General features: G+C 72.3%; 18 protein-coding genes. 4 read left to right on the forward strand and 14 right to left on the reverse strand.

The window, feature by feature from the left end; genetic code table 11:
- Positions 1-13: 13 nt before the first annotated feature.
- The 3 genes from uvrC to uvrA form a co-directional block, all read right to left on the reverse strand.
- The gene (uvrC, locus tag Mam01_RS13360) at positions 14-2023 is read right to left on the reverse strand and encodes an excinuclease ABC subunit UvrC (RefSeq protein WP_239101271.1); all 2010 of its coding nucleotides are present in this window, start codon (positions 2021-2023) and stop codon (positions 14-16) included.
- 183 nt (positions 2024-2206) lie between these two features.
- On the reverse strand, positions 2207-2632 hold the full coding sequence (locus tag Mam01_RS13365) for a Rieske (2Fe-2S) protein (RefSeq protein WP_204285652.1): 426 nt from the start codon (positions 2630-2632) through the stop codon (positions 2207-2209).
- A 202-nt stretch (positions 2633-2834) separates the two neighbouring features.
- Positions 2835-5675, reverse strand: a complete 2841-nt coding sequence (gene uvrA, locus Mam01_RS13370; RefSeq protein WP_204285653.1) for an excinuclease ABC subunit UvrA — start codon at positions 5673-5675, stop codon at positions 2835-2837.
- A 268-nt stretch (positions 5676-5943) separates the two neighbouring features.
- Between uvrA and Mam01_RS13375 the strand changes: the two genes are divergently transcribed.
- From Mam01_RS13375 to menC, 4 genes are all read left to right on the forward strand, one after another.
- The gene (locus Mam01_RS13375; protein ID WP_239101272.1) at positions 5944-6780 is read left to right on the forward strand and encodes a maleylpyruvate isomerase family mycothiol-dependent enzyme; all 837 of its coding nucleotides are present in this window, start codon (positions 5944-5946) and stop codon (positions 6778-6780) included.
- Positions 6781-6792: 12 nt separating this feature from the next.
- Positions 6793-7437, forward strand: a complete 645-nt coding sequence (locus Mam01_RS13380) for an MBL fold metallo-hydrolase (RefSeq protein ID WP_204285655.1) — start codon at positions 6793-6795, stop codon at positions 7435-7437.
- A gap of 59 nt (positions 7438-7496) precedes the next feature.
- Positions 7497-8915, forward strand: a complete 1419-nt coding sequence (locus Mam01_RS13385; protein ID WP_204285656.1) for a GntT/GntP/DsdX family permease — start codon at positions 7497-7499, stop codon at positions 8913-8915.
- A 67-nt stretch (positions 8916-8982) separates the two neighbouring features.
- Positions 8983-10092, forward strand: a complete 1110-nt coding sequence (gene menC / locus Mam01_RS13390) for an o-succinylbenzoate synthase (RefSeq protein WP_204285657.1) — start codon at positions 8983-8985, stop codon at positions 10090-10092.
- A 2-nt stretch (positions 10093-10094) separates the two neighbouring features.
- Here menC and Mam01_RS13395 read toward each other — a convergent pair whose 3' ends face one another.
- The 11 genes from Mam01_RS13395 to Mam01_RS13445 all read right to left on the reverse strand — a co-directional run bounded on the left by Mam01_RS13395 (position 10095) and on the right by Mam01_RS13445 (position 23102).
- On the reverse strand, positions 10095-10391 hold the full coding sequence (locus Mam01_RS13395) for a hypothetical protein (protein ID WP_150934603.1): 297 nt from the start codon (positions 10389-10391) through the stop codon (positions 10095-10097).
- A gap of 99 nt (positions 10392-10490) precedes the next feature.
- Positions 10491-11342 (reverse strand): CDP-diacylglycerol--serine O-phosphatidyltransferase, encoded by an 852-nt coding sequence (gene pssA / locus Mam01_RS13400; RefSeq protein WP_204285658.1) that lies wholly within the window; start codon positions 11340-11342, stop codon positions 10491-10493.
- Positions 11329-12003: a phosphatidylserine decarboxylase gene (locus Mam01_RS13405; protein WP_204285659.1), complete on the reverse strand. Its 675-nt coding sequence runs from the start codon at positions 12001-12003 to the stop codon at positions 11329-11331. Before Mam01_RS13405 ends, pssA begins: the two co-directional genes overlap by 14 nt.
- Positions 12004-12128: 125 nt before the next feature.
- A complete protein-coding gene (locus Mam01_RS13410; RefSeq protein ID WP_204285660.1) occupies positions 12129-13142 on the reverse strand; it encodes a TerC/Alx family metal homeostasis membrane protein in 1014 nt (337 codons plus the stop codon).
- A 310-nt stretch (positions 13143-13452) separates the two neighbouring features.
- Positions 13453-14601: a glycosyltransferase family 4 protein gene (locus Mam01_RS13415; protein ID WP_239101273.1), complete on the reverse strand. Its 1149-nt coding sequence runs from the start codon at positions 14599-14601 to the stop codon at positions 13453-13455.
- Positions 14598-16403 (reverse strand): murein biosynthesis integral membrane protein MurJ, encoded by a 1806-nt coding sequence (gene murJ / locus Mam01_RS13420; protein ID WP_204285661.1) that lies wholly within the window; start codon positions 16401-16403, stop codon positions 14598-14600. The genes Mam01_RS13415 and murJ overlap by 4 nt, the downstream gene beginning before the upstream one ends.
- 55 nt (positions 16404-16458) lie before the next feature.
- Positions 16459-17445 carry a hypothetical protein gene (locus tag Mam01_RS13425; protein ID WP_239101274.1) on the reverse strand — a complete coding sequence of 329 codons (987 nt, stop codon included), beginning with the start codon at positions 17443-17445 and terminating at the stop codon, positions 16459-16461.
- 145 nt (positions 17446-17590) lie between these two features.
- Positions 17591-18574: a copper transporter gene (locus tag Mam01_RS13430; RefSeq protein ID WP_204285662.1), complete on the reverse strand. Its 984-nt coding sequence runs from the start codon at positions 18572-18574 to the stop codon at positions 17591-17593.
- Positions 18571-19767, reverse strand: a complete 1197-nt coding sequence (gene steA, locus Mam01_RS13435; RefSeq protein WP_204285698.1) for a putative cytokinetic ring protein SteA — start codon at positions 19765-19767, stop codon at positions 18571-18573. The genes Mam01_RS13430 and steA overlap by 4 nt, the downstream gene beginning before the upstream one ends.
- 320 nt (positions 19768-20087) lie before the next feature.
- A complete protein-coding gene (recN, locus tag Mam01_RS13440) occupies positions 20088-21860 on the reverse strand; it encodes a DNA repair protein RecN (protein WP_204285663.1) in 1773 nt (590 codons plus the stop codon).
- Positions 21861-22181: 321 nt separating this feature from the next.
- Positions 22182-23102 (reverse strand): NAD kinase, encoded by a 921-nt coding sequence (locus tag Mam01_RS13445; protein ID WP_204285699.1) that lies wholly within the window; start codon positions 23100-23102, stop codon positions 22182-22184.
- Positions 23103-23188: the final 86 nt, after the last annotated feature.

Raw genomic sequence — 23188 nt, forward strand, 5'->3', positions numbered from 1 at the left:
GGGCATCGCCCGTTCACGACCCCTGCCCGGCGGGTGACGGGCTCTGCCCGCGCAGCGCCGCCACGATGGCCTCGGCGGTCGCCGGCCCGATGCCGGGGACCGTCTGGATCTCCTCCGCGCTGGCCTCGCGCAGCCGCTTCACCGAGCCGAAGTGACGCAGCAGCGCCTGCCGTCGCGCCGGGCCCAGGCCCGGCACCTGGTCGAGCGCGCTCTCCCGGAGCGGTTTCGACCTCTTCGATCGATGGTAGGTGATGGCGAACCGGTGCGCCTCGTCCCGGACACGCTGCAACAGGTACAGTCCCTCGCTGCTGCGCGGAAGGATCACCGGCTGGTCGTCGCCGGGCAGCCAGACCTCTTCCAGCCGCTTGGCCAGGCCGCAGACCGCGACGTCGTCGACGCCGAGCTCGTCCAGCGCCCGCCGGGCGGCCGCGGCCTGCGCCGGGCCGCCGTCCACCACGACGAGGTTGGGGGGATAGGCGAACTTCCGGGGACGGCCGGTCTCCGGGTCGATCGGCGTCCCCACCGCCGGTTCGCGCGCGCCGTCGTCGAAGCCGGCGTCAGTATCCACTCCGGCCGCCTCCGTGCCCGGGCCTGCTGCAGTGTCCCCCGCCGGCTCGGTGTCCAGCTCCCCGGTCGCCACGCGCTCTTCCAGATAGCGCTTGAACCTGCGGCAGATGACCTCGTATATCGAGGCCACGTCGCCCTCGCCGCTCCGGATGGAGAAGCGGCGGTACTCGCTCTTGCGGACGAGGCCGTCCTCGAAGACCACCATCGAGGCGACCACGTTCTCCCCCTGGATGTGGGAAACGTCGTAGCACTCGATCCGCAGTGGCACCTGGTCGAGGTCGAGGGCGTCGGCGATCTCCTGCAGGGCCCGGCTGCGCGTGGTCAGGTCGCTCGCCCGGCGCAGCTTGTGCTGGGCCAGCGACTCCTTCGCGTTGCGCTCGACGGTCTCCATGAGGCTCTTCTTGTCGCCCCGCTGGGGGACGCGCAGGTCCACCCGGGAGCCGCGCTGCTCGCTCAGCAGCTCGGCCAGCGCGGTCTCGTCCGGCGGCCGGGCGGGCACGAGGATCTCGCGGGGGATCGTCGCCTCGCCGTACATCTGGAGCAGGAACTGCTCGACCAGCTCGCCCGGAGTGGTCTCCTCGACCTTGTCGACCACCCAGCCGCGCTGGCCGCGGATGCGCCCGCCGCGCACGTAGAAGACCTGGACCGCCGCCTCCAGCGGGTCCTCCGCGAGGGCGATCACGTCGCAGTCGGTGTCGTCGCCGAGCACCACCGTCTGCTTCTCCAGCGCCCGCTGCAACGCCTGCACGTCGTCACGGAGCCGGGCGGCCCGCTCGTACTCCTCCACGGCGGCGGCGTCGCGCATCTCGCGCTCCAGCCGCTTGATGAATCGCCCGGTGTTGCCGGCCATGAAGTCGCAGAAGTCCTCGGCGAGGGCGCGGTGCTCCTCGGGGGTGACCCTGCCGACGCAGGGCGCGGAGCACTTGTCGATGTATCCGAGCAGGCACGGCCGCCCGATCTGCCCGGCCCGCTTGAACACGCCCGCCGAGCAGGTGCGCACGGGGAAGACTCGCAGCAGCAGGTCGACGGTCTCCCGGATGGCCCAGGCGTGCGAGTAGGGGCCGAAGTAGCGGGTGCCCTTCCGCTTGGCCCCCCGCAGCACCTGCACCCGGGGAAAGTCCTCCCCCATCGTCACGGCCAGGAAGGGATACGACTTGTCGTCGCGGTACTTGACGTTGAACCGCGGGTCGAACTCCTTGATCCAGGAGTATTCGAGCTGGAGCGCCTCGACCTCGTTGCCGACCACGGTCCAGTCCACCGAGGCCGCGGTCGTGAGCATGGTCTGCGTCCGGGGGTGCAGGCCGGCGAAGTCCGCGAAGTAGGAGTTGAGCCGCTGTCGAAGGCTCTTCGCCTTGCCGACGTAGACGACCCGGCCGTCCGGGTCACGGAAGCGATAGACGCCTGGCGATTCGGGGATCGATCCGGGCGCCGGTCGGTAGGTTGCCGGGTCCGCCACAACCCAAAGACTACTGGCCCCCACCGACATTCCCGCCGCCTCCGCGATCGTTCTGGCGTTCCGGGAGACGGCCTTTACGTCGTAGATCAAAAGCCCGGAAGGACGCGCGCGTCCCGGGTACGCCGCAGGCCGGTGGCGGCCGTCACGATCTCGCGCGACGGCCCCCACCGGCCCGCGGGCGGCTCAGGCGAGGGTGATGCTGTCGCCGCTGACCGTGATCTTCTTCTCCGGGAGGGGCTTGCTCGCCGGAGGGTTGGTCACGGACCCGTCCTTGGCGCTGAACTTGCTCTTGTGGCACGGGCACACGATCTCGTTGTCCGCGACGCTCCCGACCGGGCAGCCCTTGTGGGTGCAGGTCGCGCTGAACGCCTTGAACGTGCCGGCCTCGGGCTGGGTGATGACGACGTCCTGGTCCTTGAAGACCTTGCCGCCCCCGACCGGGATGTCGGAGGTCTTCGCGATCTCCCCGCCGCCCGCCGCGGCCTGGCCGTCCGCCGGAGCCTGCTCGGACGTGGCCGTGCTGTCGCCGCCCGAGCACGCGCTCAGCACGGCCGCCACCCCGGCCCCTCCGGCACTGAAGATCACGGCCCGGCGTGTCGATTCCGTCATGCTCTTCCTTCCCTCGTACCGCGGCCCGGGACGGATGTCCGTCCCGGGTTCTCCCCTTGCGTGACGCGTCACCCCTGTGTGTCCAGGTACGGCCTTCACCCGTGGCCGGTTCAGCCGGCCCGTTCGGTGAGCCGGTTCAGTGGGACGTTCCGGGGGACGCCGCCCGAGCGGAAAGAGTAGGGAGAAATCATGAGACGAACTCTCATACAGCCAGGATTTTCCTGAGGAACGCGCCAGTGTGGCTCTCCTCGGCCTTCGCGACCTCCTCGGGGGTGCCGGTGGCGACGACGGTGCCGCCCCCGGACCCGCCCTCGGGTCCCATGTCGACGATCCAGTCGGCGGTCTTGATGACGTCGAGGTTGTGCTCGATGACGATGACCGTGTTGCCCGCGTCCACGAGCCGGTTGAGCACGCCGAGCAGCCGCCGGATGTCCTCGAAGTGGAGGCCGGTGGTGGGCTCGTCCAGCACGTACACCGTGCGGCCGGTCGAGCGCCGCTGCAGTTCGGAGGCGAGCTTGACCCGCTGGGCCTCGCCGCCGGACAGCGTCGTGGCCGGCTGGCCCAGCCGTACGTAGCCGAGCCCGACGTCGTTCAGCGTCTGCAGGTGGCGGCGGATGGCGGGGATCGCCTCGAAGAACTCCAGCGCCTCCTCGATCGGCATGTCGAGGACCTCGGAGATCGTCTTGCCCTTGTAGTGGACCTCCAGGGTCTCCCGGTTGTACCGGGCGCCGTGACAGACCTCACAGGGGACGTAGACGTCCGGCAGGAAGTTCATCTCGATCTTGATGGTGCCGTCGCCCGAGCACGCCTCGCAGCGCCCGCCCTTGACGTTGAAGCTGAACCGGCCCTGCAGATAGCCGCGGACCTTCGCCTCGGCCGTGGCCGCGAACAGCTTGCGGACGTGGTCGAAGACGCCGGTGTACGTCGCGGGGTTGGACCTCGGCGTCCGGCCGATCGGCGACTGGTCGACGTGGACGACCTTGTCGACCAGATCGGTGCCGGCCACCCGGGAGTGCCGTCCGGGCACGGTCTTCGCGCCGTTCAGCTCCTTGGCCAGCGCGGCGTACAGGATGTCGTTGACGAGCGTCGACTTGCCCGAGCCGGAGACGCCGGTGACCGCGGTGAACACGCCGAGCGGGAACTCGACGTCCACGCCCTTCAGGTTGTGCTCACGGGCGCCCTTCACGACGAGCTGCCGCTTGCGGTCGCGCGGGCGCCGGATCTCCGGCACGATGATCGCCTTGCGGCCCGACAGGTACGCGCCGGTCAGCGACTCCTCGCTGGCGAGCAGTTCCGGCACGGTGCCGGACACGACGACCTGGCCGCCGTGCTCGCCCGCGCCGGGGCCGATGTCGACGACCCAGTCGGCGGCGGCGATGGTGTCCTCGTCGTGCTCGACCACGATCAGCGTGTTGCCCATGTCGCGCAGCCGGATCAGCGTCTCCAGCAGGCGCTGGTTGTCGCGCTGGTGCAGGCCGATGGACGGCTCGTCCAGCACGTAGAGCACGCCGACCAGGCCCGACCCGATCTGGGTGGCCAGCCGGATCCGCTGCGCCTCGCCGCCCGCCAGCGTGCCGGCGGCGCGGTCGAGCGTCAGGTAGTCGAGGCCGACGTCGAGCAGGAAGCCCAGCCGCGCGTTGATCTCCTTGACCACCCGCTCGGCGATGTGCATGTCACGCTCGGAGAGGCGCAGGCCGGTCAGGAACCTCGCGCAGTCGGCGATCGACATCCCCGAGACCTCGGCGATCGAGGCGTCCCCCACGGTGACGGCCAGTGAGACCGGCTTGAGGCGGCGGCCCCGGCAGGCCGGGCAGGGCACCTCGCGCATGAAGCCCTCGAACCGCTCCCGGCTGGCGTCGCTCTCCGACTCGGCGTGCCGGCGCTGCACCCAGGGGATCACGCCCTCGAAGTCGGTGTAGTAGGAGCGCTGCCTGCCGTACCGGTTGCTGTAGCGGATGTGCACCTGCTCGTCGTGACCGTGCAGGATCGCCTTGCGCGCCTTCTTCGTCAGCCGTTCCCAGGGGGTGTCGAGGTCGAAGCCGAGCGTGTTGCCGAGCGCCTCGATCAGGCGGACGAAGTAGTCGCTGGTGTGGCCGTTCGCCCACGGGCTGATCGCGCCGTCGCCGAGCGTGCGCTCGGGGTCGGGCACGAGGAGGTCGGGATCGACCTCCATGCGGGTGCCGAGGCCGGTGCATTCGGGGCAGGCGCCGAACGGCGAGTTGAACGAGAACGACCGGGGCTCCAGCTCCTCGAACGACAGGTCGTCGTAGGGGCAGTAGAGGTGCTCGGAGTAGAAGCGCTCGCGGTTGGGGTCGTCGTCCGGGAGGTCGACGAAGTCGAGGGTGATCGTGCCGCCGGACAGCTGCAGCGCGGTCTCCACCGAGTCGGTCAGCCGGCGCCGCGCGCTCTCCTTGACCGAGAGCCGGTCGACGATGACCTCGATGTCGTGCTTCTCGTACTTCTTGAGCGTCGGCGGCTCCTCCAGCCGCACGATCGTGCCGTCGACGCGGGCCCGCGCGTATCCCTTGGTCTGCAGCTCGCGGAACAGCTCGGCGTACTCCCCCTTGCGCCCGCGCACGATCGGGGCGAGCACCTGGAACCGGGTGCCCTCCTCCAGTTCGAGCACGCGGTCGACGATCTGCTGGGGGGTCTGGCGGGCGATCGGGCGGCCGCACTGGGGACAGTGCGGCTTGCCGATGCGGGCCCACAGCAGCCGAAGGTAGTCGTAGACCTCGGTGATCGTGCCGACGGTGGAGCGGGGGTTGCGGCTGGTCGACTTCTGGTCGATGGAGACGGCCGGCGACAGGCCCTCGATGAAGTCCACGTCGGGCTTGTCCATCTGGCCCAGGAACTGCCGGGCGTAGGCGGACAGGGACTCCACGTACCGCCGCTGCCCCTCGGCGAAGATCGTGTCGAAGGCCAGGCTGGACTTGCCGGAGCCCGAGAGCCCGGTGAATACGATCAGAGCGTCTCGCGGGAGGTCGAGCGAGACGTCCTTCAAATTGTGTTCGCGTGCGCCACGCACGATCAGGCGGTCAGCCACGGTGGTCCCGATAAGTCGATGAGGTTGATGGAGGTGCACGGGCAGGCTATCCAGAGCCACCGACAATTCCAGGGGACGTCGTCCGGCGGCCGGAGGGGGCGATCCCGGGTGCTGTCCGGAGACACGCTCCGTCACCAGGGTATGAGCTTCGTCAAACCCTCGCCCGCGTTCCGCGCGAAACCCCTGCTCATACAACCGCCGGAGACGTCCTGCTCTTCCCGGCGGGCCGTGGGGAGCGGCCGGAGGCGCCGGGGGCATGATTTCCTCCATGTCCGTCATCGACGAAATCGAGCGGGAGCTGGCCGAGGCGACGGAGCGCCTGCTGGCGACCGCCGCCCGCCTCACCGACGAGGATCTCCGCGCGCCGTCCCCGCTGCCCGGCTGGACCCGGGGGCACGTGCTCACCCACATCGCCCGCAACGCCGACAGCTGCGTCAATCTGCTCACCTGGGCGCGTACCGGGGTGTATACGCCGCAATACCCCTCCGCGGCGGCTCGCGAGGCCGGCATCGAGGCGGGCGCCGCGCGCCCGGCCGGGGAGCAGGTCGCCGATCTGCGGGACAGTGCCGAGCGGTTCGCCGCGGCGGTCACGGCCATGCCCGACGCCGCCTGGACCGCGCCGGTCTCCGCGATGACCCCGCCCGAGCATCCCGCCTGGTACGTCCCCGTCCGCCGGCTCAGGGAGATCGAGGTGCACCACGCCGACCTCGGGGCAGGCTACGGATGGGCCGACTGGCCCGAGGCGTACGTGCGCCGGGAGCTCCACGACACGCTGCGCTGGCTCGGCGGCGACTGCCCGGTGGGCGTGGTCGTCGCGCGGGAACCGGAGACCGGCGTGATCGCGGGTGTGTGGACGGACCTCGGCGACGGCCCTTCGGTGGAGGGATCGCCCCGTGACCTGCTCGCCTGGCTCGCGGGAAGGACCACCGGCGAGCGGCTGCGGATCGCCCCGGCCGGCACGCTCCCCGGGGCGGACGGCGCGCTGCCGGGTCGGATCCCGGACAGGAGACCGCCGGCCCCGCCGCCCTGGCCGGAGTCCGCCCCGGAGGGACTGCCCGCCGAGCCCCCGGCGACCTGGCCGCCGTCAGAGCCGGTCCACCGTTAGAGAGGAACGACGATGAGCTACACCGGAAACGTCACCAAGGGCGGGGCCGCCGACGTGCGGGATGTCCCCGGGCTGACGATCTCCAAGATCGAGGTCGGCGACTTCGGCAACAACGCGTACCTGCTGCGCTGCACGGGCACGGGCGACGGGCTGCTGATCGACGCGGCGGCCGAGCCGGACCGGCTGCTCGGCCTGATCGGCGACATGCCGATCAGCTCCATCGTGACCACCCACCGGCACCCCGACCACTGGGGAGCGCTGGAGGAGGTCGCCCGGGCCACCGGCGCGCAGACCGTCGCCCACCCTCTGGACGCCCCCGAACTGCCGGTGGAGACGACCGTGGAGGTGGAGCACGGCGACCGGGTGACGGTCGGGGTGGTGACGCTGGACGTCATCCACCTGCGCGGCCACACGCCCGGCTCGATCGCGCTGCTCTACCAGGACCGCCACCTGTTCACCGGCGACTCCCTCTTCCCGGGCGGCGTCGGCAACACGCAGAAGGACCCGGCGCGGTTCGAGCAGCTGTTCACGGACGTGGTGGAACGGATCTTCGACCGGCTGCCGGACGAGACGTGGGTCTACCCCGGTCACGGCCGCGACACCACGCTCGGCGCCGAGCGGCCGCACCTGCCCGAGTGGCGGGCCCGCGGCTGGTGATGATTCGGGGGGCTCCTGCGGGGCAGCGGTGACCGCACGGACCGTCTGAGGAGCCCCCGATGACTTCCCCCTTAACCAGCCTCGTGTCCACCCCTCCCGAGGCGACCCTGCGGGCCGCGGCCGCGTGGAGCGGCCACGACACCCGCCTGATCCTCGCCGCGCTGGCCGGCATCGCGGTCATCGTGCTGCTGATCACGAAGCTGCGCGCGCATCCGTTCCTCGCCCTTGCGATCGGCTCCGGGACGCTGGGGCTGGTGGCGGGCATGGCGCCGCAGAAGCTGATCGACAGCTTCTCCGCCGGCCTCGGCTCAACGGTGGCCGGGGTCGGCGTGCTGATCGCGCTCGGCGCCATGCTGGGCAAGCTGCTGGCCGACTCGGGCGGAGCCGACGAGATCGTCGACGGGATCCTCCGCCGCACCGGCGACCGCGCCCTGCCGTGGGCGATGACGCTGATTGCGGTGCTCATCGGCCTGCCCATGTTCTTCGAGATCGGGCTGGTGTTGCTGATCCCGGTGATCCTGCTGGTGGCCCGGCGAAGCTCGCGCCCGCTGCTGCTGATCGCGGTTCCCGCCCTGGCCGGGTTGTCCGTGCTGCACGGCCTGGTGCCCCCGCATCCCGGGCCGCTGGTCGCGATCGACACGCTCAAGGCCGACCTCGGGCTCACGCTCGGGCTGGGGCTGCTCGTCGCGATCCCCACCGTGATCGTGGCCGGTCCGCTGTTCGCCCGGTTCGCCGCCCGGTGGGTGGAGCCCACGCCGCCCGAGCGCCTGGAACGGGAGCAGACTCCCGAGCCGGAGGACGGGGAGCGCCGGAGGCCGTCCTTCGGCGTCACGGTGGCCACGATCCTGCTGCCGGTCGTGCTGATGCTCGGCCGGGCCGTCGCGGAGATCGTCCTGCCGGAGGGGGGCGCCGTACGCACCGCGCTGGAGGTCCTCGGCACCCCTCTGATCGCCCTGCTGATCGCGGTGATCGTGGCGATGTTCACGCTCGGCCGCCCGGCCGGCCTCGGCCGCGGCGGCGTCTCCTCGACGATCGCCGACTCGCTCCCGCCGATCGCCGGGATCCTGCTCATCGTCGGCGCCGGAGGCGGGTTCAAGCAGACCCTGGTCGACTCCGGGGTGGGCAAGGTCATCGGCGAGGCCGCGCAGGGCGCGAACGTGCCCGTGCTGGTGCTCGGCTGGCTGATCGCCGTCGGGATCCGGCTGGCCACCGGATCGGCCACGGTCGCGACCATATCCGCGGCCGGGATCGCCGCCCCGCTCGCCGCCGGGCTCTCCCCCGCCCACGTCGCGCTGCTCGTGCTCGCCATCGGCGCGGGGTCGCTGTTCTTCTCCCACGTCAACGACGCCGGGTTCTGGCTGGTCAAGGAGTATCTGGGCATGTCGGTCGGCCAGACGATACGCACCTGGTCGATCATGGAGACGATCATCTCCGTGGTGGCGTTCTGCTGCGTGCTCCTGCTCGGCCTGGTGGTCTGAAGCCCGTTCCGGTCATGTCCGTATAGTGGTCGGCGCACATCGTCCATCCCCTGGAGCCGGGCACCACATGGAGATCACCGGAATCGAGCTGCGCCGGATCGCGATGCCGCTCGTCGCGCCGTTCCGCACGTCGTTCGGCACCGAGACCACCCGCGACGTCCTGCTGGTGCGGGTCGTGACCCCGGAGGCCGAGGGCTGGGGCGAGTGCGTGGCGATGTCCGAGCCGCTGTACTCCTCCGAGTACGCGGACGGCGCGGCCGACGTGATGCGGCGCTTCCTGATCCCGGCGCTGCCCCGCACGGCGGACCCGCAGGCCGTCGGCCCGGCCCTCGCGCCGATCCGGGGGCACCGCATGGCCAAGGCGGCGCTGGAGGCGGCCGTGCTCGACGCCTCGCTGCGCGTCACCGGCGAGTCCTTCGGCCGTTTCCTCGGCGCCACCCGCGACCGGGTCCCGTGTGGAGTCTCGGTCGGGATCACCGGGTCGGTGGCCGAACTGCTCGACACCGTCGAGGGGTACGTCGAGGAGGGGTACGTACGGGTCAAGCTGAAGATCGGGCCGGGCTGGGACGTCGCACCGGTCCGCGCGGTCAGGGAGCGTTTCGGGGAGGACCTGCTGCTCCAGGTCGACGCCAACGCGGCCTACACACTGGCCGACGCCCGTCACCTCGCCCGGCTGGACGCCTTCGACCTGCTGCTGATCGAGCAGCCGCTCGCCGACGACGACCTCGTGCAGCACGCCCGGCTCGCCCGCACGCTCCGTACGCCGATCTGCCTGGACGAGTCCATCGAGTCGGCGGCCCACGCGGCGGCGGCGATCACCCTCGGCGCCTGCTCGGTGGTCAACATCAAGCCGGGCCGGGTGGGCGGCTACCTGGAGGCGCGGCGCATCCACGACCTGTGCCGCGCCCACGGCGTCGCGGTCTGGTGCGGGGGGATGCTGGAGACCGGGATCGGCCGGGCGGCCAACGTGGCGCTGGCGGCGCTGCCGGGGTTCACCCTGCCCGGGGACACCTCCGCGTCCCGCCGCTACTTCGGCACCGACGTCACCCCGCCGTTCGAACTGAGCGGCGGGCACCTCGACGTGCCGGCCGGCCCGGGCCTCGGCGTGGAGCCCATCCCGGACGTCCTCAACGAGGTCACCACCGCGACCGAGTGGATTCCGCTGCCGAACAGCTGATCTCAGGCGTCGCCCAGGGCCGGGTGCGGCCTCGGCTCGCCGGTGGTGAACACCTTCACGATGCGGTCGGCCGCGAGGGCGGGCTCCTCCGCGCTCTCCACCACGTCGCCCCACGACCAGCGGTAGAACCAGCCGTCCGGCATCGCGACGCAGTCCACGGTCTCGGAGAACAACGCCGCGTCCGGGTCCCGGACCTTCAACGACGGCGGATCGGGGCGCAGGGACGCCTCCAGCCCGCGCAGCTCCAGCTCCCTGGCCAGCTTGCCGAGGAAGTACGTGCGGGTGTGCTCACGAGGCATGGCGACCGGGCTCCAATGGAATAGGCGTTGTATCCACGTGATTGGCCGGACCCGGATGAAGGGCCCCAGCCGACCGGGGCCCCTGTTCGTGCGACGACGTCAGCCCGCGTTCTCCGAGCGTCGTTCCCTGCGCCGCTGCTGTTTGAACATGAGGACGCGCAGCGGGATGGCGGACACGATCGCGATCTGCATGGTCGCGCCGACCCTGATGAGCTGGTCGCCCCCGGCGATCTGGGCGGCCCAGATCGTCAGGCAGGCCACGTTGATCAGCATCCAGGCCAGCACGACGGCGGCCAGGTTGCCCTTCGGCTTGGGATACTCGATGCGGCTGACCATGAGCCAGGCCACCGCCATGATGCCCGCGATCGTGAGGTAGTTGGGCTGGAAGAGCAGCACGATCGACACCACGGTCATGGCGCCCATGGGGATGGGCAGGCCCATGAAGTCGCCGCTCTTGGTCTTCACGCAGGCGAAGCGGGCCAGCCGTACGACGCCGGCGAGCAGGACCGACCCGGCCGCGACCAGCACCAGCCACAGCGGGAGCTTCCCGGAGAAACCGGCCCAGATCATCACCATGAAGGCGGGTGCGAAGCCGAAGCTGATCACGTCGGCGAGGTTGTCCAGCTCGGCGCCCATCGCGGACGCGCGGAACTTCCTGGCCACCAGGCCGTCGAACAGGTCGCAGGTCGCGCCGACGAGCAGCAGTACGACGGCGGTGCCGAAGAAGCGGGGGTCGGGGGCGAACTTCACGTTGGCCTGGAGGCTGCTGATCGCCGACCAGGCGAGCACGCAGACGGCCAGGAAGCCGCTGAGCGCGTTGCCCAGCGACAGGGAGTCGGCGGCGGACAGGCGGAAGGCCTTGCCGACGGGCCCGCGTGGCTCGTCGTCCTCCTCCTCCACCTGCCAGGTGGCTCCGGCGCCGAATCCGGAGCCGAGATCAGACGTGGTCAAGGCGAGTCACCCCCGCGATGGTCCTGGTGCCGACGGTGACCGCCGGCGCGATGCCCTCGGGCAGGTAGAGGTCCACCCGGGAGCCGAAACGGATCAGCCCCACCCGCTCGCCCTGGACGACCTTCGCGCCCGCGAACAGGTACGGCACGATGCGGCGGGCGACGGCGCCGGCGATCTGCACCATCTCGATGTCGCCCAGAGCGGTCTCGAAGTGCCAGACGACGCGCTCGTTCTTGTCGCTGTCCTTGTTGAAGGCGGGCACGAACCCGCCGGGCACGTGCTCGACCGAGGTGATGGTGCCGTCCGCGGGAGCCCGGTTCACGTGGACGTTCAGCGGGCTCATGAAGATCGCGACCCGGGTGCGGCCGTCCGGCCAGGGATCGATGCTCTGCACGACGCCGTCGGCGGGCGAGATGAGCCGGCCCTCGCCGGGCGCGCGCTCGGGGTCGCGGAAGAACCACAGCATTCCGCCGGTGAGCGCGGCCAGCGGCGCCGCCGCCAGCGCCCAGCGGGGCGACCTGCGGGTGAGAACGGCGGTGACGGCCGCCGCCGCGGCGGTCGGAGCCAGCCACGGGGACACCCCGCGGGCGAGCCGGACCCGGCCGCGGGGACTGTCCGCGGGCCCGGATTCAGGGCCGCGGGGCAACGATTCGTTGGACACAGGTGACCTTTGTACTCTTCCAGGCGACTATGAACCGGCGTGCGAGCTAACGATCGATATTACCGATCCGGCCGTGAATATGCGGCACAACGAGAACAAGCAAACAGGGTTATGTACCCGTTTCGCTAGCCCTGGGGGGCCTCCGCCTGGGAGGCCTCCGCCGGGGAGCCGGTCGCCGGAGTAACCGCTTTCTCATCCCGACGGGCCTTGACCAGACTGGCCAGAGTGGTCACGGCCATCGTCACGACGATGACCGCCAGAGACACCCAGATGGGGATCTGCGGAGCCCAGGAGACCTCGTTCTCATGGAGCGCTTCAAGAATCAGCTTAACCCCGATGAAACCGAGGATGAACGCCAAACCATAGCTGATGTAGACCAGCCGCCGGAGCAGCCCGCCGAGCAGGAAGTAGAGCTGACGCAGTCCCATCAGGGCGAACGCGTTCGCGGAGAAGACGATGAAGGCCGCCTTCGTCAGACCGAAGATCGCCGGAATTGAGTCGAGAGCGAACAACAGGTCCGTGGTGCCGATGGCGATCATCACGATCAGCATGGGCGTCACCATGCGCCTGCCGTCCACCCGCACGGTCACCCGGGAGCCGACGTAGTCGGAGGTCGTGGGGAACACCCGGCGCGCCCAGCGCAGGAGGATGTTCTCGTTGAACTCGTCGTCGTCCTTGTTGTGATCCCTGAGCAGCGTGTACGCGGTGTAGAGGAGGAAGGCCCCGAACGCGTAGAGCAGCCAGCCGAACCGGAGCAGGGCGGCGGAGCCGACGGCGATGAAGATCCCGCGCATCACGAGCGCGAGGACGATGCCGACCAGCAGCACCTTGTGCTGGTAGATGCGGGGCACCCCGAACCGGGTCATGATGACGTAGAAGATGAACAGGTTGTCCACGCTGAGGCTGTATTCCGTCAGGTAGCCCGCGAAGAACTCACCTCCGGTGCCGGCACCGGCCCACACCGTCAGCCCGATGCCGAACAGCACCGCGAGACACACGTAGAAGCCGACCCAGATGCCGGCCTGGCGCATCGAGAACTCGCGGGGTTCACCACGGTCGACGATCCACAGGTCGACGGCGACCACGACGAGCAGACCCACGATGACCAGGGCCCACAACCACCAAGGGGCATGTACCACATCAACCTCCGGCACGCGCGCTGAACACACTGCCGGAGGTCTCTCCCGCCCGCACGCGCTCAGCGGACCGACGGCCCCGGGTGCTTACACCGTGATGACGGAACCGCCGCGAAGGGATACTCCCCCCCAACCGGTCCAGTATATGAATCAGGCTTGGCCTCGCCTAATCCTCGCCCCCCTCACCGTGATCGCCCGGGAGACTCCGTCCTCACGTTCGCGCCAGTCTCCCCTGGCCCGCGGGTGGGGCAGGTCTCACCCTGGCGCCACCCTGGAAAGGCCGCCGGCAGCGTGCCGACATGACAGAGTGCCGCTACTCCGACGGCGGCAGCCCGTAGGCGGTGAGGACCGACCGGAGCGCCGCGTCCTCGTCGGGCAGTTCCCGTCCCCGCCGTACGGCGGCCTCCGCGAGGCGGGCGGCCAGCGCCGGATCGCCGAGCAGGCGGCCGATCTCCCGGCTCAGCGCGCCCGCGTCCTGCGGGGGCACCAGGAGAGCGGCGTCGCCCACCATCGCCGGCACCCCGCCCACACTCGTGGCGATGACGGGCCGTCCCGCCCGCAGCGCCTCCTGCACACTGAGCGGCTGCCCCTCCCACCTGCTGGGCACGATCACCGCCGTGGCGACCTGGAGCAGGTCGGCCGTCTCGGCCCAGCCGTACAGGACGACGGGCAGTTCCTCGGCGTCCACCCGGGCCTGGAGTTCCTCGCGCAGCGGCCCGTCGCCCGCGATGACGAAGACCGGGTCGCCCTTGTACGGCCCGGCCGCCGCGTCGAGCAGTGTCTCCAGGCCCTTCTGCTGGGCGAGCCGGGCGACGGTGAGCAGGATCGGCCGCAGCGCCACATCAGCCGGATCGGCCCGGTCGGGAAGGCCGGCCGGGCCGGGCCCGGCGGTGGCCCGCAGGCGGGCGGCGATCTCGGCCCGCACCTCCCCCGGAGTCCGGCCGGGCTCGGCGAGCGGCGGCGCGGGCACCACCGCCGGGTCCACCCGCCCCGCTCCCCCGGCCCGCATGCGCTCACCGATGTCGGGTGACACCACCAGCACGCGGTGGGCCCGGCGGGCGACGATCCGTTCGAGGGCCCGGTAGACCCCTCCGACCGCGCCACCCGCCGTGACGGCGTTGTGCAGGGTGACCACCAGCCGGGGCCATCCCCGCGAGCCGGTCAGGGCGAGCGCGGCCAGCGCGCCGGCTCGCAGGCCGTGGGCGTGCACGACGTCCGCGCCGCGCGTCAGCGCCCGCAGGCGGACGACGGTCCGCAGGTCACGGGCGGGGTGCGGCCGGTCGGAGATCCGGACCTCGGCGAAGTCGGCCCCGGTCCCGGTGAAGCCGAACGCCTTCTCGGTGCCGAGCGGCCCCGCCACCAGCACCCGGTGGCCCCGGACGACGAGGCCCCCGGCGAGCATCCGCACGTGCCGGGCCACACCACCGGCGCTCGATCCCAGCACGAGAACGATGCGGCTCACGTCGTCTCCTCCCGCTGATGCGCGTCCGGGTGAGTGTCCGGACGAAGACCCGGGTGAGTGTCCGGGCCGGGTTCCGCCCCGCGCCGGCGCACCGCCGACAGGGCGGCGGTCACGTCGGCGCGGTCCACGAGCGCGGCGACGGCGACCCCCGCGGCCACGGCCGCGAGGCCCGCCGGGACGGCCGTCAGCAGGCCGCCCCACGGCCCGCCGTCGCCCAGGGGGAGCCGGGCGGCCGCCGCTCCGGCGAGGAAGCCCGTGCCCCCGCCCAACAGGGCGGCGAGCCCGGCACGGGCGACGCCGCGTACGGCCTCCGGCCCGCGTGCCCGCACGACCGAGACGAGCAGCAGCGCGGCGCCCACCGTGATGCCCGCCGCCTGGCCGAGCGCCAGCGCGCCCAGGCCCCAGCCGCGTGGGAGCACGAAGACCAGCGCCACCTGGGCCACGGCCACGAGCAGCCATCCGGCGACCGTCCCCCGGGCGGCCGCCCTGCCCTGCCCGGTGGCGTACAGGACCCTGCTGAGATGGGCTGTCAGCCCGTATCCGATCAGGCCGGGCGCGAACAGCGCGATGCTCCGGGCGAACTCCGCCGCGCCGACGGCGGCGCCGGCCCGGGCGAGGAACACGTGCGCGACCGGCTCGGCGACCGCGGCGAGCGCGCCCGCCGCCAGTCCGCAGACCAGCACGACCGCCCGGGTCGTACGCGCGGACAGCGCCGCGAAGCCCGCCCGATCGCCCGCGGCCTCGCCGCCGCCGTGGGCCCGGGCGGCGAGCACGGGGAACGCACTGGTCGCGATGGGCACCGCGAGCACGGCGTACGGCACCTGGTAGACGGCCCACGCGTAGTTGTAGGCGGGCAGGGCGCCCCCGCCGATCCGGTTGGCCAGCGGGATCACGACCAGCGCGGCGACCTGCTGGGCGACCAGCGCGCTCAGCCCGGCGAGGGCCAGCCGCCGCACCTGCGCGGCGACGCCCTCCGGGAAGCGGAGGGTGGGCCGCCACCGCAGGCCGAGCCTCCAGACCGGCCACACCACGGTGACGACGAGGGCGAGCACGCCGAGCGTCGTGCCCGCCGACAGCGCGATCTCGGCCGGGCGGGGCACGGTGGCGGGCTCCCGGTGGCCGCCGCTGAGCGGACCGAAGGCCAGGTAGGCGATGACGACCACCACGCTCGACACCAGAGGCGCGAGCGCCGGGCCCGAGAAACGGCGATGCGCCTGCAACACGCCGTACAGGACGACGGCCATACCGTAAAGCGGGATCTGCGGGGCGAAGACGACGAGCATGCGCGCGGCGACGGCGGCGACCTGGCCGGTGTCGCACCCGTCGACCTGGGCGAGCAGCCGCGCCACCGGCCCGGCGACCAGCGCCGTCAGCACGCCCAGGGGCACGAGCAGCACCAGCACCCAGGACATCAGCGCCGAGGCGATCCGCCCGGCCTCGTCCCGGGCCCGGTCCTCGGCCGTTCCGATCGCCGTCACGTTCGCCGTGACAGTCGCCCTGCCGCTCCCCCTGCCGGTCACTGTGGCGCCTGCCGGGCTGCCCGCGGGGCCGTCGCCGGCGGCGCGGGCCGCCGCTCCGGCGAGCACGGGCACCACCATGCCCGCGAGCGCGCCGCCCACGACGACCTCGAAAATGATGTTGGGCACGTTGTTGGCCGTGTAGTACGCACTGGCCAGGCAGTTCGTGCCGACCGTGCGCGCGAAGGCCAGTTGCTTGGCGAACCCCGTCACCCGCGCCAGGACCGTGATGGCCCCGATGAGGACCGCGGCCCCCGCGATCCCCGCTCCGAGCCGTCTGCTCACGGCCCGGTCGCCGTACGTCGCGCCGGGCGGCCCGGCCGTTGGGTGGCGCTCCAGGTCACCCGAGCGGCCTCGGCGTGCCGGGAGCGGGCCGCGGAGCACGGCGGCCGAGCATGTCCAGGCGGTTGAGCACCGGGTTGCCCGCGATGACCTTGGTGAAGCTGATCTTCTCGGACGCGGCGGTGAGGCCGGCGACGGCGGCGAGGGCGGCCAGGCGCGCGGGCCGGTTCAGCCGGGCCGTGGCGGCGAGCCCGAGCAGCGCGCCGAGCGCGTTCGCCCCGGCGTCGCCGAGCATCGCCCGCTCGCCCAGGTCCTCCGGCAGCAGCGCCACCGCCGCGCCGAGCGGCACCGCGGTCAGCGCGGCGGCCTGCCGGGATCGCGGGCCGTACGGCGCGGCGATCGAGGCGGCCAGCAGCGGGACCCCGGCGAGCAGGCCCACCTTGATGGCGCGGCCGGGCCGCAGGTCGAACAGGTTCGCCAGGTTGGCGCTGCCCGCGATCAGGGCCCCGTCGACGAGCGTGTCGGCGGACCGGCCCAGCGCTCCCCGCGTGGAGTGTGCCGGACCGGTGGCCCCGCCCGGCCCGCCCGCGCGGGACGGGGCGAGCGCGGCCGCCGCCAGGCCGGTGACGCCGATCCCGAGGATCTTGACGGCGCCGCTGGTCACCTCGCCCCGCGCGAGAGCGGTCAGATGACCCTTGAAGCCCTTGGACGAGGTCGCGCCGAACAGGTCGTCGTAGGCGCCGAGCACGCCGCTGCCCGCCCCGGCGACCACCGCCGCCGCGCGGGCCCGTACGGAGAGGCCGGGGGCGAGAGCCGCCGCGGCGACGGCGCCGGCCGCGAACGCCGGGCCCTCCAGCAGCGTGACCGGCTCGCCGCGGTGGTTGACCCGCGTCCAGTACTCGTCGGCGGTCTTCTCGTCGCCGATGGGCGGCCTGCGCCGGAAGGCGGCGAAGGCCGCACGGGCCGCGACGGCGCCGAGCACCGCACCGACGGCGGCGCCCGCCGCCGCGGCGGCGCGGGTGCCGGCCTGGGGACGTATGGCCACGGCTGTTCCCCTTCTCTGCGTACTGGCTCTGTGCTGGTCGTGCTGCTCGTACGTGGGTCGTGCCGGCCGCTCGGGCTTCCGGCACCGGCCTTCCTCGCCCCCGCCCGGCCCCCGCCCGGCGTCCGGACGGTGCGCGGGCGGCGGCTCAGCCCCGGCTGCCCGCCGGGGTGGGGGTCGGGCTCTGGCTGTGCGGCGCCGCCGAGGGCTCGAACGCCGTGGCCCCGCTGCCGATCCCGTACGCGCCCGAGCGGCCGGCCAGTTGCTCCCGCAGAGCGTAGACCACCACGACCCGGCCCGCGGCGAAATCGAGAGTGTCCACGGTCGAGACGGCGGAGGCCACCCCTCCCGTGTCGTGCAGGGCCTCGATCACCCCGCCCGTGGCGGAGGCGTTGGCGGTGCCCGCGAGGACGGTGCCGAGAGCGCCGCTGTCGAGACCGGCGGCGACCGAGACGACGGCGTTCGTCTCCCGCTCGGCGTCCTCTCCGTCGTACGGCTGGGCCGGCGCGAGCACGATGGCCATCGTGGCCCGCTCCTCGGGCTTGCCGCTCAGGGTCAGGAAGTCGCCCGACTGGAACGCCTCCAAGACTCCGGTGGCCGCCGCGTTGGGCCGCCCCGCCTGCCCGCGGTCGTTGGTCACGACCGCGCTCGCGAGCATCGCGGCGGCCTTGTCGTACGGCGAGGCCCCGTCGGGGAACGCCGTGCCGGGCGGGGCGAGGGTGGTCGCCAGCCCGTCGACGAGACTCGCCTGACCGGCCTCGACGAACTTCTCGGTGAGGCTGATCCTGCCGCTGTAGACGCCGCCCGCGCTGGTCACGAGCTTCTCGACCGCGTCGCGCATCGCGGCGGGCGCGCCCGGCGCCTCGACGAGCAGGACGTGCTCCCCCACGAGCTGGCCACGTACGAGGTCGGCCAGGTGCGCGGTGATCAGCGAGTCGGAGCCCTCCTCGCGGGTCTGCAGCTGCGAGATCTGGGCCAGGTTGCTCTCGTTGGCCTTCCGCAGGGACGCGGTCATCTCCTCGGCCGACTTGAAGAACATGGGCTCCAGCACGGTGCTGCCCAGCACGATGCCGACCGTGAGCGCGAGGAAGATCGCCACGATGGAGACGAGGTGATAACGGAAATCGATCACGAGAAGAGTCCGACCAACCAGAAGATGAAGCCGTTCCAGGCCACGCGCAGGCCGTTCAGCCACACCTGGCCGATCGGCGAAACCGAGATCACCACACCGATCGTGACCAGGGTGGTGGCCACGAGCAGCAACAGGGAGGGGGTCGAGATCCGGCTGCGGTAGAGCCGGCTCACGCCCTTGGCGTCCACGAGCTTGCTGCCCACCCGCAGCCGGGTCAGGAAGGTGCTCGCCGCGCCCGACCTGCCCTTGTCGAGGAACTCGTCGAGCGTCCAGTGCGTGCCGACCGCGACGATCAGCGTGGCGCCCTTGTCGTCGGCCAGGAGCATCGCGATGTCCTCGCTGGTCCCGGTCGCGGGGAACACGACCGCCTCCTGGCCCAGCCGGTGCACCCGCTCCAGCCCCGGCGCCCGGCCGTCGCGGTAGGCGTGGACGACCAGCTCGGCGCCGCAGCGCAGCGCCTTCTCCGAGACCGAGTCGAAGTCGCCGACGATGATGTCGGGGACGTAGCCCGCCTCCAGCAGGGCGTCCGCGCCGCCGTCCACCCCGATGAGCACGGGCCGGTACTCGCGGATGTACGGCCGGAGCGTCGCGATGTCCTCCTTGTAGTGGTAACCGCGGACCACGATGAGCGTGTGGCGGTTCTCCAGGGAGGTGCGGATGTCCGGGACGCCGACGCCGTCGATGAGCAGGTCGCGCTCGCGCCGGACGTACTCCATCGTGTTCGCGGCGAACGCCTCGATCTGGACGGCGAGGCCCGCCCGGGCCTCGATCATCGCCGCCTCGACGCTCTCGGCGGTCTGCGGCTCCCCCTTGCCGACCAGCTCGTCATCGAGATAGATCATGCCGTCGTGGACGCGGATCACATCGCCGTCCGCGATCCGCTCGAAGAGCTCCGGCGACGCGTTGTCGATCAGCGGGACGCCCGCGTCGATCAGGATCTGCGGCCCGAGGTTGGGATAGCGGCCGCTGATACTGGCGGCCGCGTTCACCACGGCGGCCACGCCGCACGCGACAAGGGCCTCCCCGCTGACCCGGTCGATGTCGACGTGATCGATAATCGCGATTTCACCGGGCTTGAGGCGCTTGGTCAGCCTCTTCGTCCGCCTGTCGATTCTCGCCACTGCCGACACCCCGGGAAGGCCCTCGACCTTCCTGCGGCGGAGGCCCGGAACGTTCAAGCTCGGGACCTTCATCATGACCATCCTGCCAGAGGCGGAGACCGCCACGCTTCCACACCCCAAGGCTCGTCTGAATTGTCACCGCAAGTCAGGGATGTTGCCGAGGTGCGGGACCGGGGGCGTCCTGGCCCGCGCACCTGCCTCGTGACGACGTCCGTCCCCCGTTCCTCCGCCCCCTCGTGCCCCGGGGCTTGACTGCTTCCCGGCGCGCCCTGATCCAAACGCCACCCCCGGCGCGCTCCGCAGAGTGTACGGGAATGCCCAGGTCAGCGCATACGGGACGCCAGGTCGGCGCATACGGGATGTCAGGTTGGAAGCGCGTGCGTGATTCCAGGTCAGCCGGTGGCGGCCCGCCGGCCGGACCCCCGGGCCGCCTTCGACGCCTCCTTCTCCCAGGCGCCCTTGTCGGCGGCGGCGATGGACAGCAGCTCCGCCGCGTGCGCCCGCCCGAGCTCGGAGTCCTCCAAGCCGGCGAGCATCCGCGACAGCTCCCGCTCGCGCCCCTCCCGGTCGAGCGCCACCACACCGCTGCGGACCACCCGGCCGTCGCTGGCCTTCTCGACCACGAGGTGCTGGTCGGCGAACGCCGCGACCTGCGGGAGGTGGGTGACCACGATCACCTGGGCGGTGCGGGCCAGCTTGGCCAGCCGCCGGCCGATCTCCACGGCCGCCTTGCCGCCCACGCCCGCGTCGACCTCGTCGAAGACGAACGTCGGGACGGGGTCGGCTCCGGCGAAGACCACCTCGATCGCCAGCATCACCCGGCTCAGCTCGCCGCCCGAGGCCCCCTTGGTCAGCGGCAGCGGCGGCGCGCCGGGATGGGAGGCCAGGCGGAGCTCGACCTCGTCGACGCCGTGCGGCCCGAACTCGCCGGCGGCGGTGATGGCGACGCTCACCCGCGCGTGCGGCATGGCGAGAGCCGTGAGCTCGCTGGTGACCGCCTCGCCGAAACGCTCGGCCGCGGCGGTCCGGATGGCGGTCAGCTCCCCGGCCAGCTCTCCGAGCCGCCCGCCGAGCTCGCCGTGCTCCCGGGTCAGCTCCTCGATGCGGTCGTCGTCGCCGTCGAGCTCCGTCAGCCTCTCGGCGGCCCGCTGCGCCCACGCGAGCACCGCGGAGACGTCCTCGCCGTACTTGCGCATGAGGCCGTTCAGGGCCGCCCTGCGCTCCTGCACGGCGGCGAGCCGCGCCGGGTCGGCCTCGACCGACTCGGCGTACGCCGCCAGCTCGGTCGCCACGTCGGAGACCAGATAGCCGGCCTCGGCCAGCCGCTCGGCGAGCCCGGCGAGCGCGGGGTCGAAGTCGCGCACGGACTCCACGGCCGTCTTCGCGTGGCCGAGCAGCGACACGGCGTCCTGCACGTCCTGCGCGGTCGTCATGGGGTCGCCGAGCAGCGCCGCGTGGGCGGTCGTGGCGGCGGTGCGCAGCGCGTCGGCATGGGAGAGCCGCTCGGCCTCCTCCTTGAGCTCGACGTCCTCCCCCTGCCTCGGCTCGGCCTTCTCGATCTCCTCCAGGCCGAACCGCAGGACGTCGGCCTCCTGCACCCGCTCCCTGGCCTTCTCGGTCAGCTCGCGGAGCAGGTCGCCCACCTGCTTGTGCCGCTTGTACGCCTGCTCGTAGGCACGCAGCGGCTTGACCAGCTCGTCTCCGGCGTAGCGGTCGAGCGCCGCGCGTTGCCTGCCCGGTTGCAGCAGTCGCTGCTGGTCCATCTGCCCGTGCACGGCCACGAGGTCGTCGGCGATGAAGGTCAGGGTCCCGACCGGTACGGCCCGGCCGCCGAGCCAGGCGCGGGAGCGGCCCTCGGCGGAGACCGACCGGGAGATGATGAGCTGCCCGTCCTCGACCTCGCCGCCGACGTCGGCGACCTGCTGGGCCACCCGCCCCTCGGCCTCGATCACAAGGGTGCCCTCGATGAGCGCCTTGTCGGCGCCCGGGCGCACCCTGGCGGGGTCGGCCCGCCCCCCGAACAGCAGGCCGAGACCGGTCACGACCATCGTCTTGCCCGCGCCTGTCTCACCCGTGACGACGGTGAATCCGGGTGACAGCTCCAGAACGGCCTCGTCGATCACGCCGAGCCCCTGGATGCGGACCTCCTCGACCCGTGGCCGCACTGGTCCCTCCCGTAATGCCGACCGAACCCGCCAGAGATCCTACGCGTAACTCGTCAAGATTTTCGAGGACGCCGGGTCGAGATCGCGACCCGAACGAGAATCTGTGGACAAGAAACCGCTGGTCAACGGGCGAATCACCATCAACCGCCACGACTCCGTCGCCGATCTGTGGTCACTCGCCTTGTAGTCAGCCGATCCGCGGTCGGCGAGCCTGGATACGGCCGGCTCAGAGTCGGCCGGTCCAGAGCAGGCCGGTCCAGAGTCGGCGGGCCTGGAGCCGGCCGATCCAGGGTGAGCCGGCCAGGGGTCAACCGGCCTGGGTCAGCCGGAGCGCACCCGGCCGCGCCAGCCCTGAACGGGCAGGTCGAACTTCGCGACCAGGCGGTCGGTGAAGGGCGCGCCGGTGGTCTCCACGCCGAGCAGCCGGGCGAGCCGTACGGGCACCTCCCCCTTGCGGACCTCCACCCGGGCGCCCGGCGGCACGTCGAAGCGGCGGCGGCCGTCGCACCACAGCACCCCGGCGCTGGTGTCGGGCAGGATCTCCACCGCCAGCGTGGACTTCGGCGACACCACCATCGGCCGGGCGAACAGCGCGTGGGCGCTGTTCGGCACCAGCAGCAGCGCCTCCACCTCGGGCCAGACGACCGGGCCGCCCGCCGAGAACGCGTACGCCGTCGACCCCGTCGGCGTCGCGCAGATCACGCCGTCGCAGCCCCACCGGGACAGCGGCCGGCCGTCGATCTCCGCGACGACCTCCAGCATGCGGTCCTTCTTCTCCACCGACGCCTCGTTGAGCGCCCAGGTCCGCGCGAGCACCGAGCCGTTCAGCCGCACGACGACCTCGATCGTCATGCGCTCCTCGACCTCGTAGCGCCCCTCGGCCACCCGGTCCACCACGGACGCGAGGTCCTCCATCTCGGCCTCCGCGAGGAAGCCCACATGGCCGAGGTTCACCCCCAGCAGCGGCACCCCGGCCGGACGGGCCAGCTCCGCGGCCCGCAGCAGCGTGCCGTCACCGCCCAGCACGATGATCAGCTCGGCCTCCTGGGAGGCGGCCCCGTTCTCGGGGACCACCTCGGCCAGGGCGCAGCCGAGCTCCTCGGCCTCGTCGTCCAGCACTCGGACGTTGACGCCCGCCGCGATCAGCCGCTCCATGACCAGCCGGGCGCTGTGCACCGCCGCCTCCCGGCCCGTGTGCGCGGTGACCAGGACGGTCCTCTTGGCGTCCGCCCGGTCGTCCACCACGCCTCCCGTGTCCCCGATGTCTCCGGTGCCGCTCCCCGTGCCCACTACTGGGCTCCCTGCGGGGCCGCCTGCTGTGCCGCTCA

Origin of the sequence: Microbispora amethystogenes (genome assembly GCF_016863015.1) — a bacterium.
Taxonomy (GTDB): Bacteria; Actinomycetota; Actinomycetes; order Streptosporangiales; family Streptosporangiaceae; genus Microbispora; species Microbispora amethystogenes.

What these genes read in the sequence shown, in the direction of transcription:
- Mam01_RS13365 (WP_204285652.1), bottom strand. Translation starts at nt 2,632, where the DNA reads ATGACGGAATCGACACGCCGGGCCGTGATCTTCAGTGCCGGAGGGGCC.
- Mam01_RS13375 (WP_239101272.1), top strand. Translation starts at nt 5,944, where the DNA reads ATGTCCGTCATCGACGAAATCGAGCGGGAGCTGGCCGAGGCGACGGAG.
- Mam01_RS13380 (WP_204285655.1), top strand. Translation starts at nt 6,793, where the DNA reads ATGAGCTACACCGGAAACGTCACCAAGGGCGGGGCCGCCGACGTGCGG.
- Mam01_RS13385 (WP_204285656.1), top strand. Translation starts at nt 7,497, where the DNA reads ATGACTTCCCCCTTAACCAGCCTCGTGTCCACCCCTCCCGAGGCGACC.
- menC (WP_204285657.1), top strand. Translation starts at nt 8,983, where the DNA reads ATGGAGATCACCGGAATCGAGCTGCGCCGGATCGCGATGCCGCTCGTC.
- Mam01_RS13395 (WP_150934603.1), bottom strand. Translation starts at nt 10,391, where the DNA reads ATGCCTCGTGAGCACACCCGCACGTACTTCCTCGGCAAGCTGGCCAGG.
- steA (WP_204285698.1), bottom strand. Translation starts at nt 19,767, where the DNA reads ATGAAGGTCCCGAGCTTGAACGTTCCGGGCCTCCGCCGCAGGAAGGTC.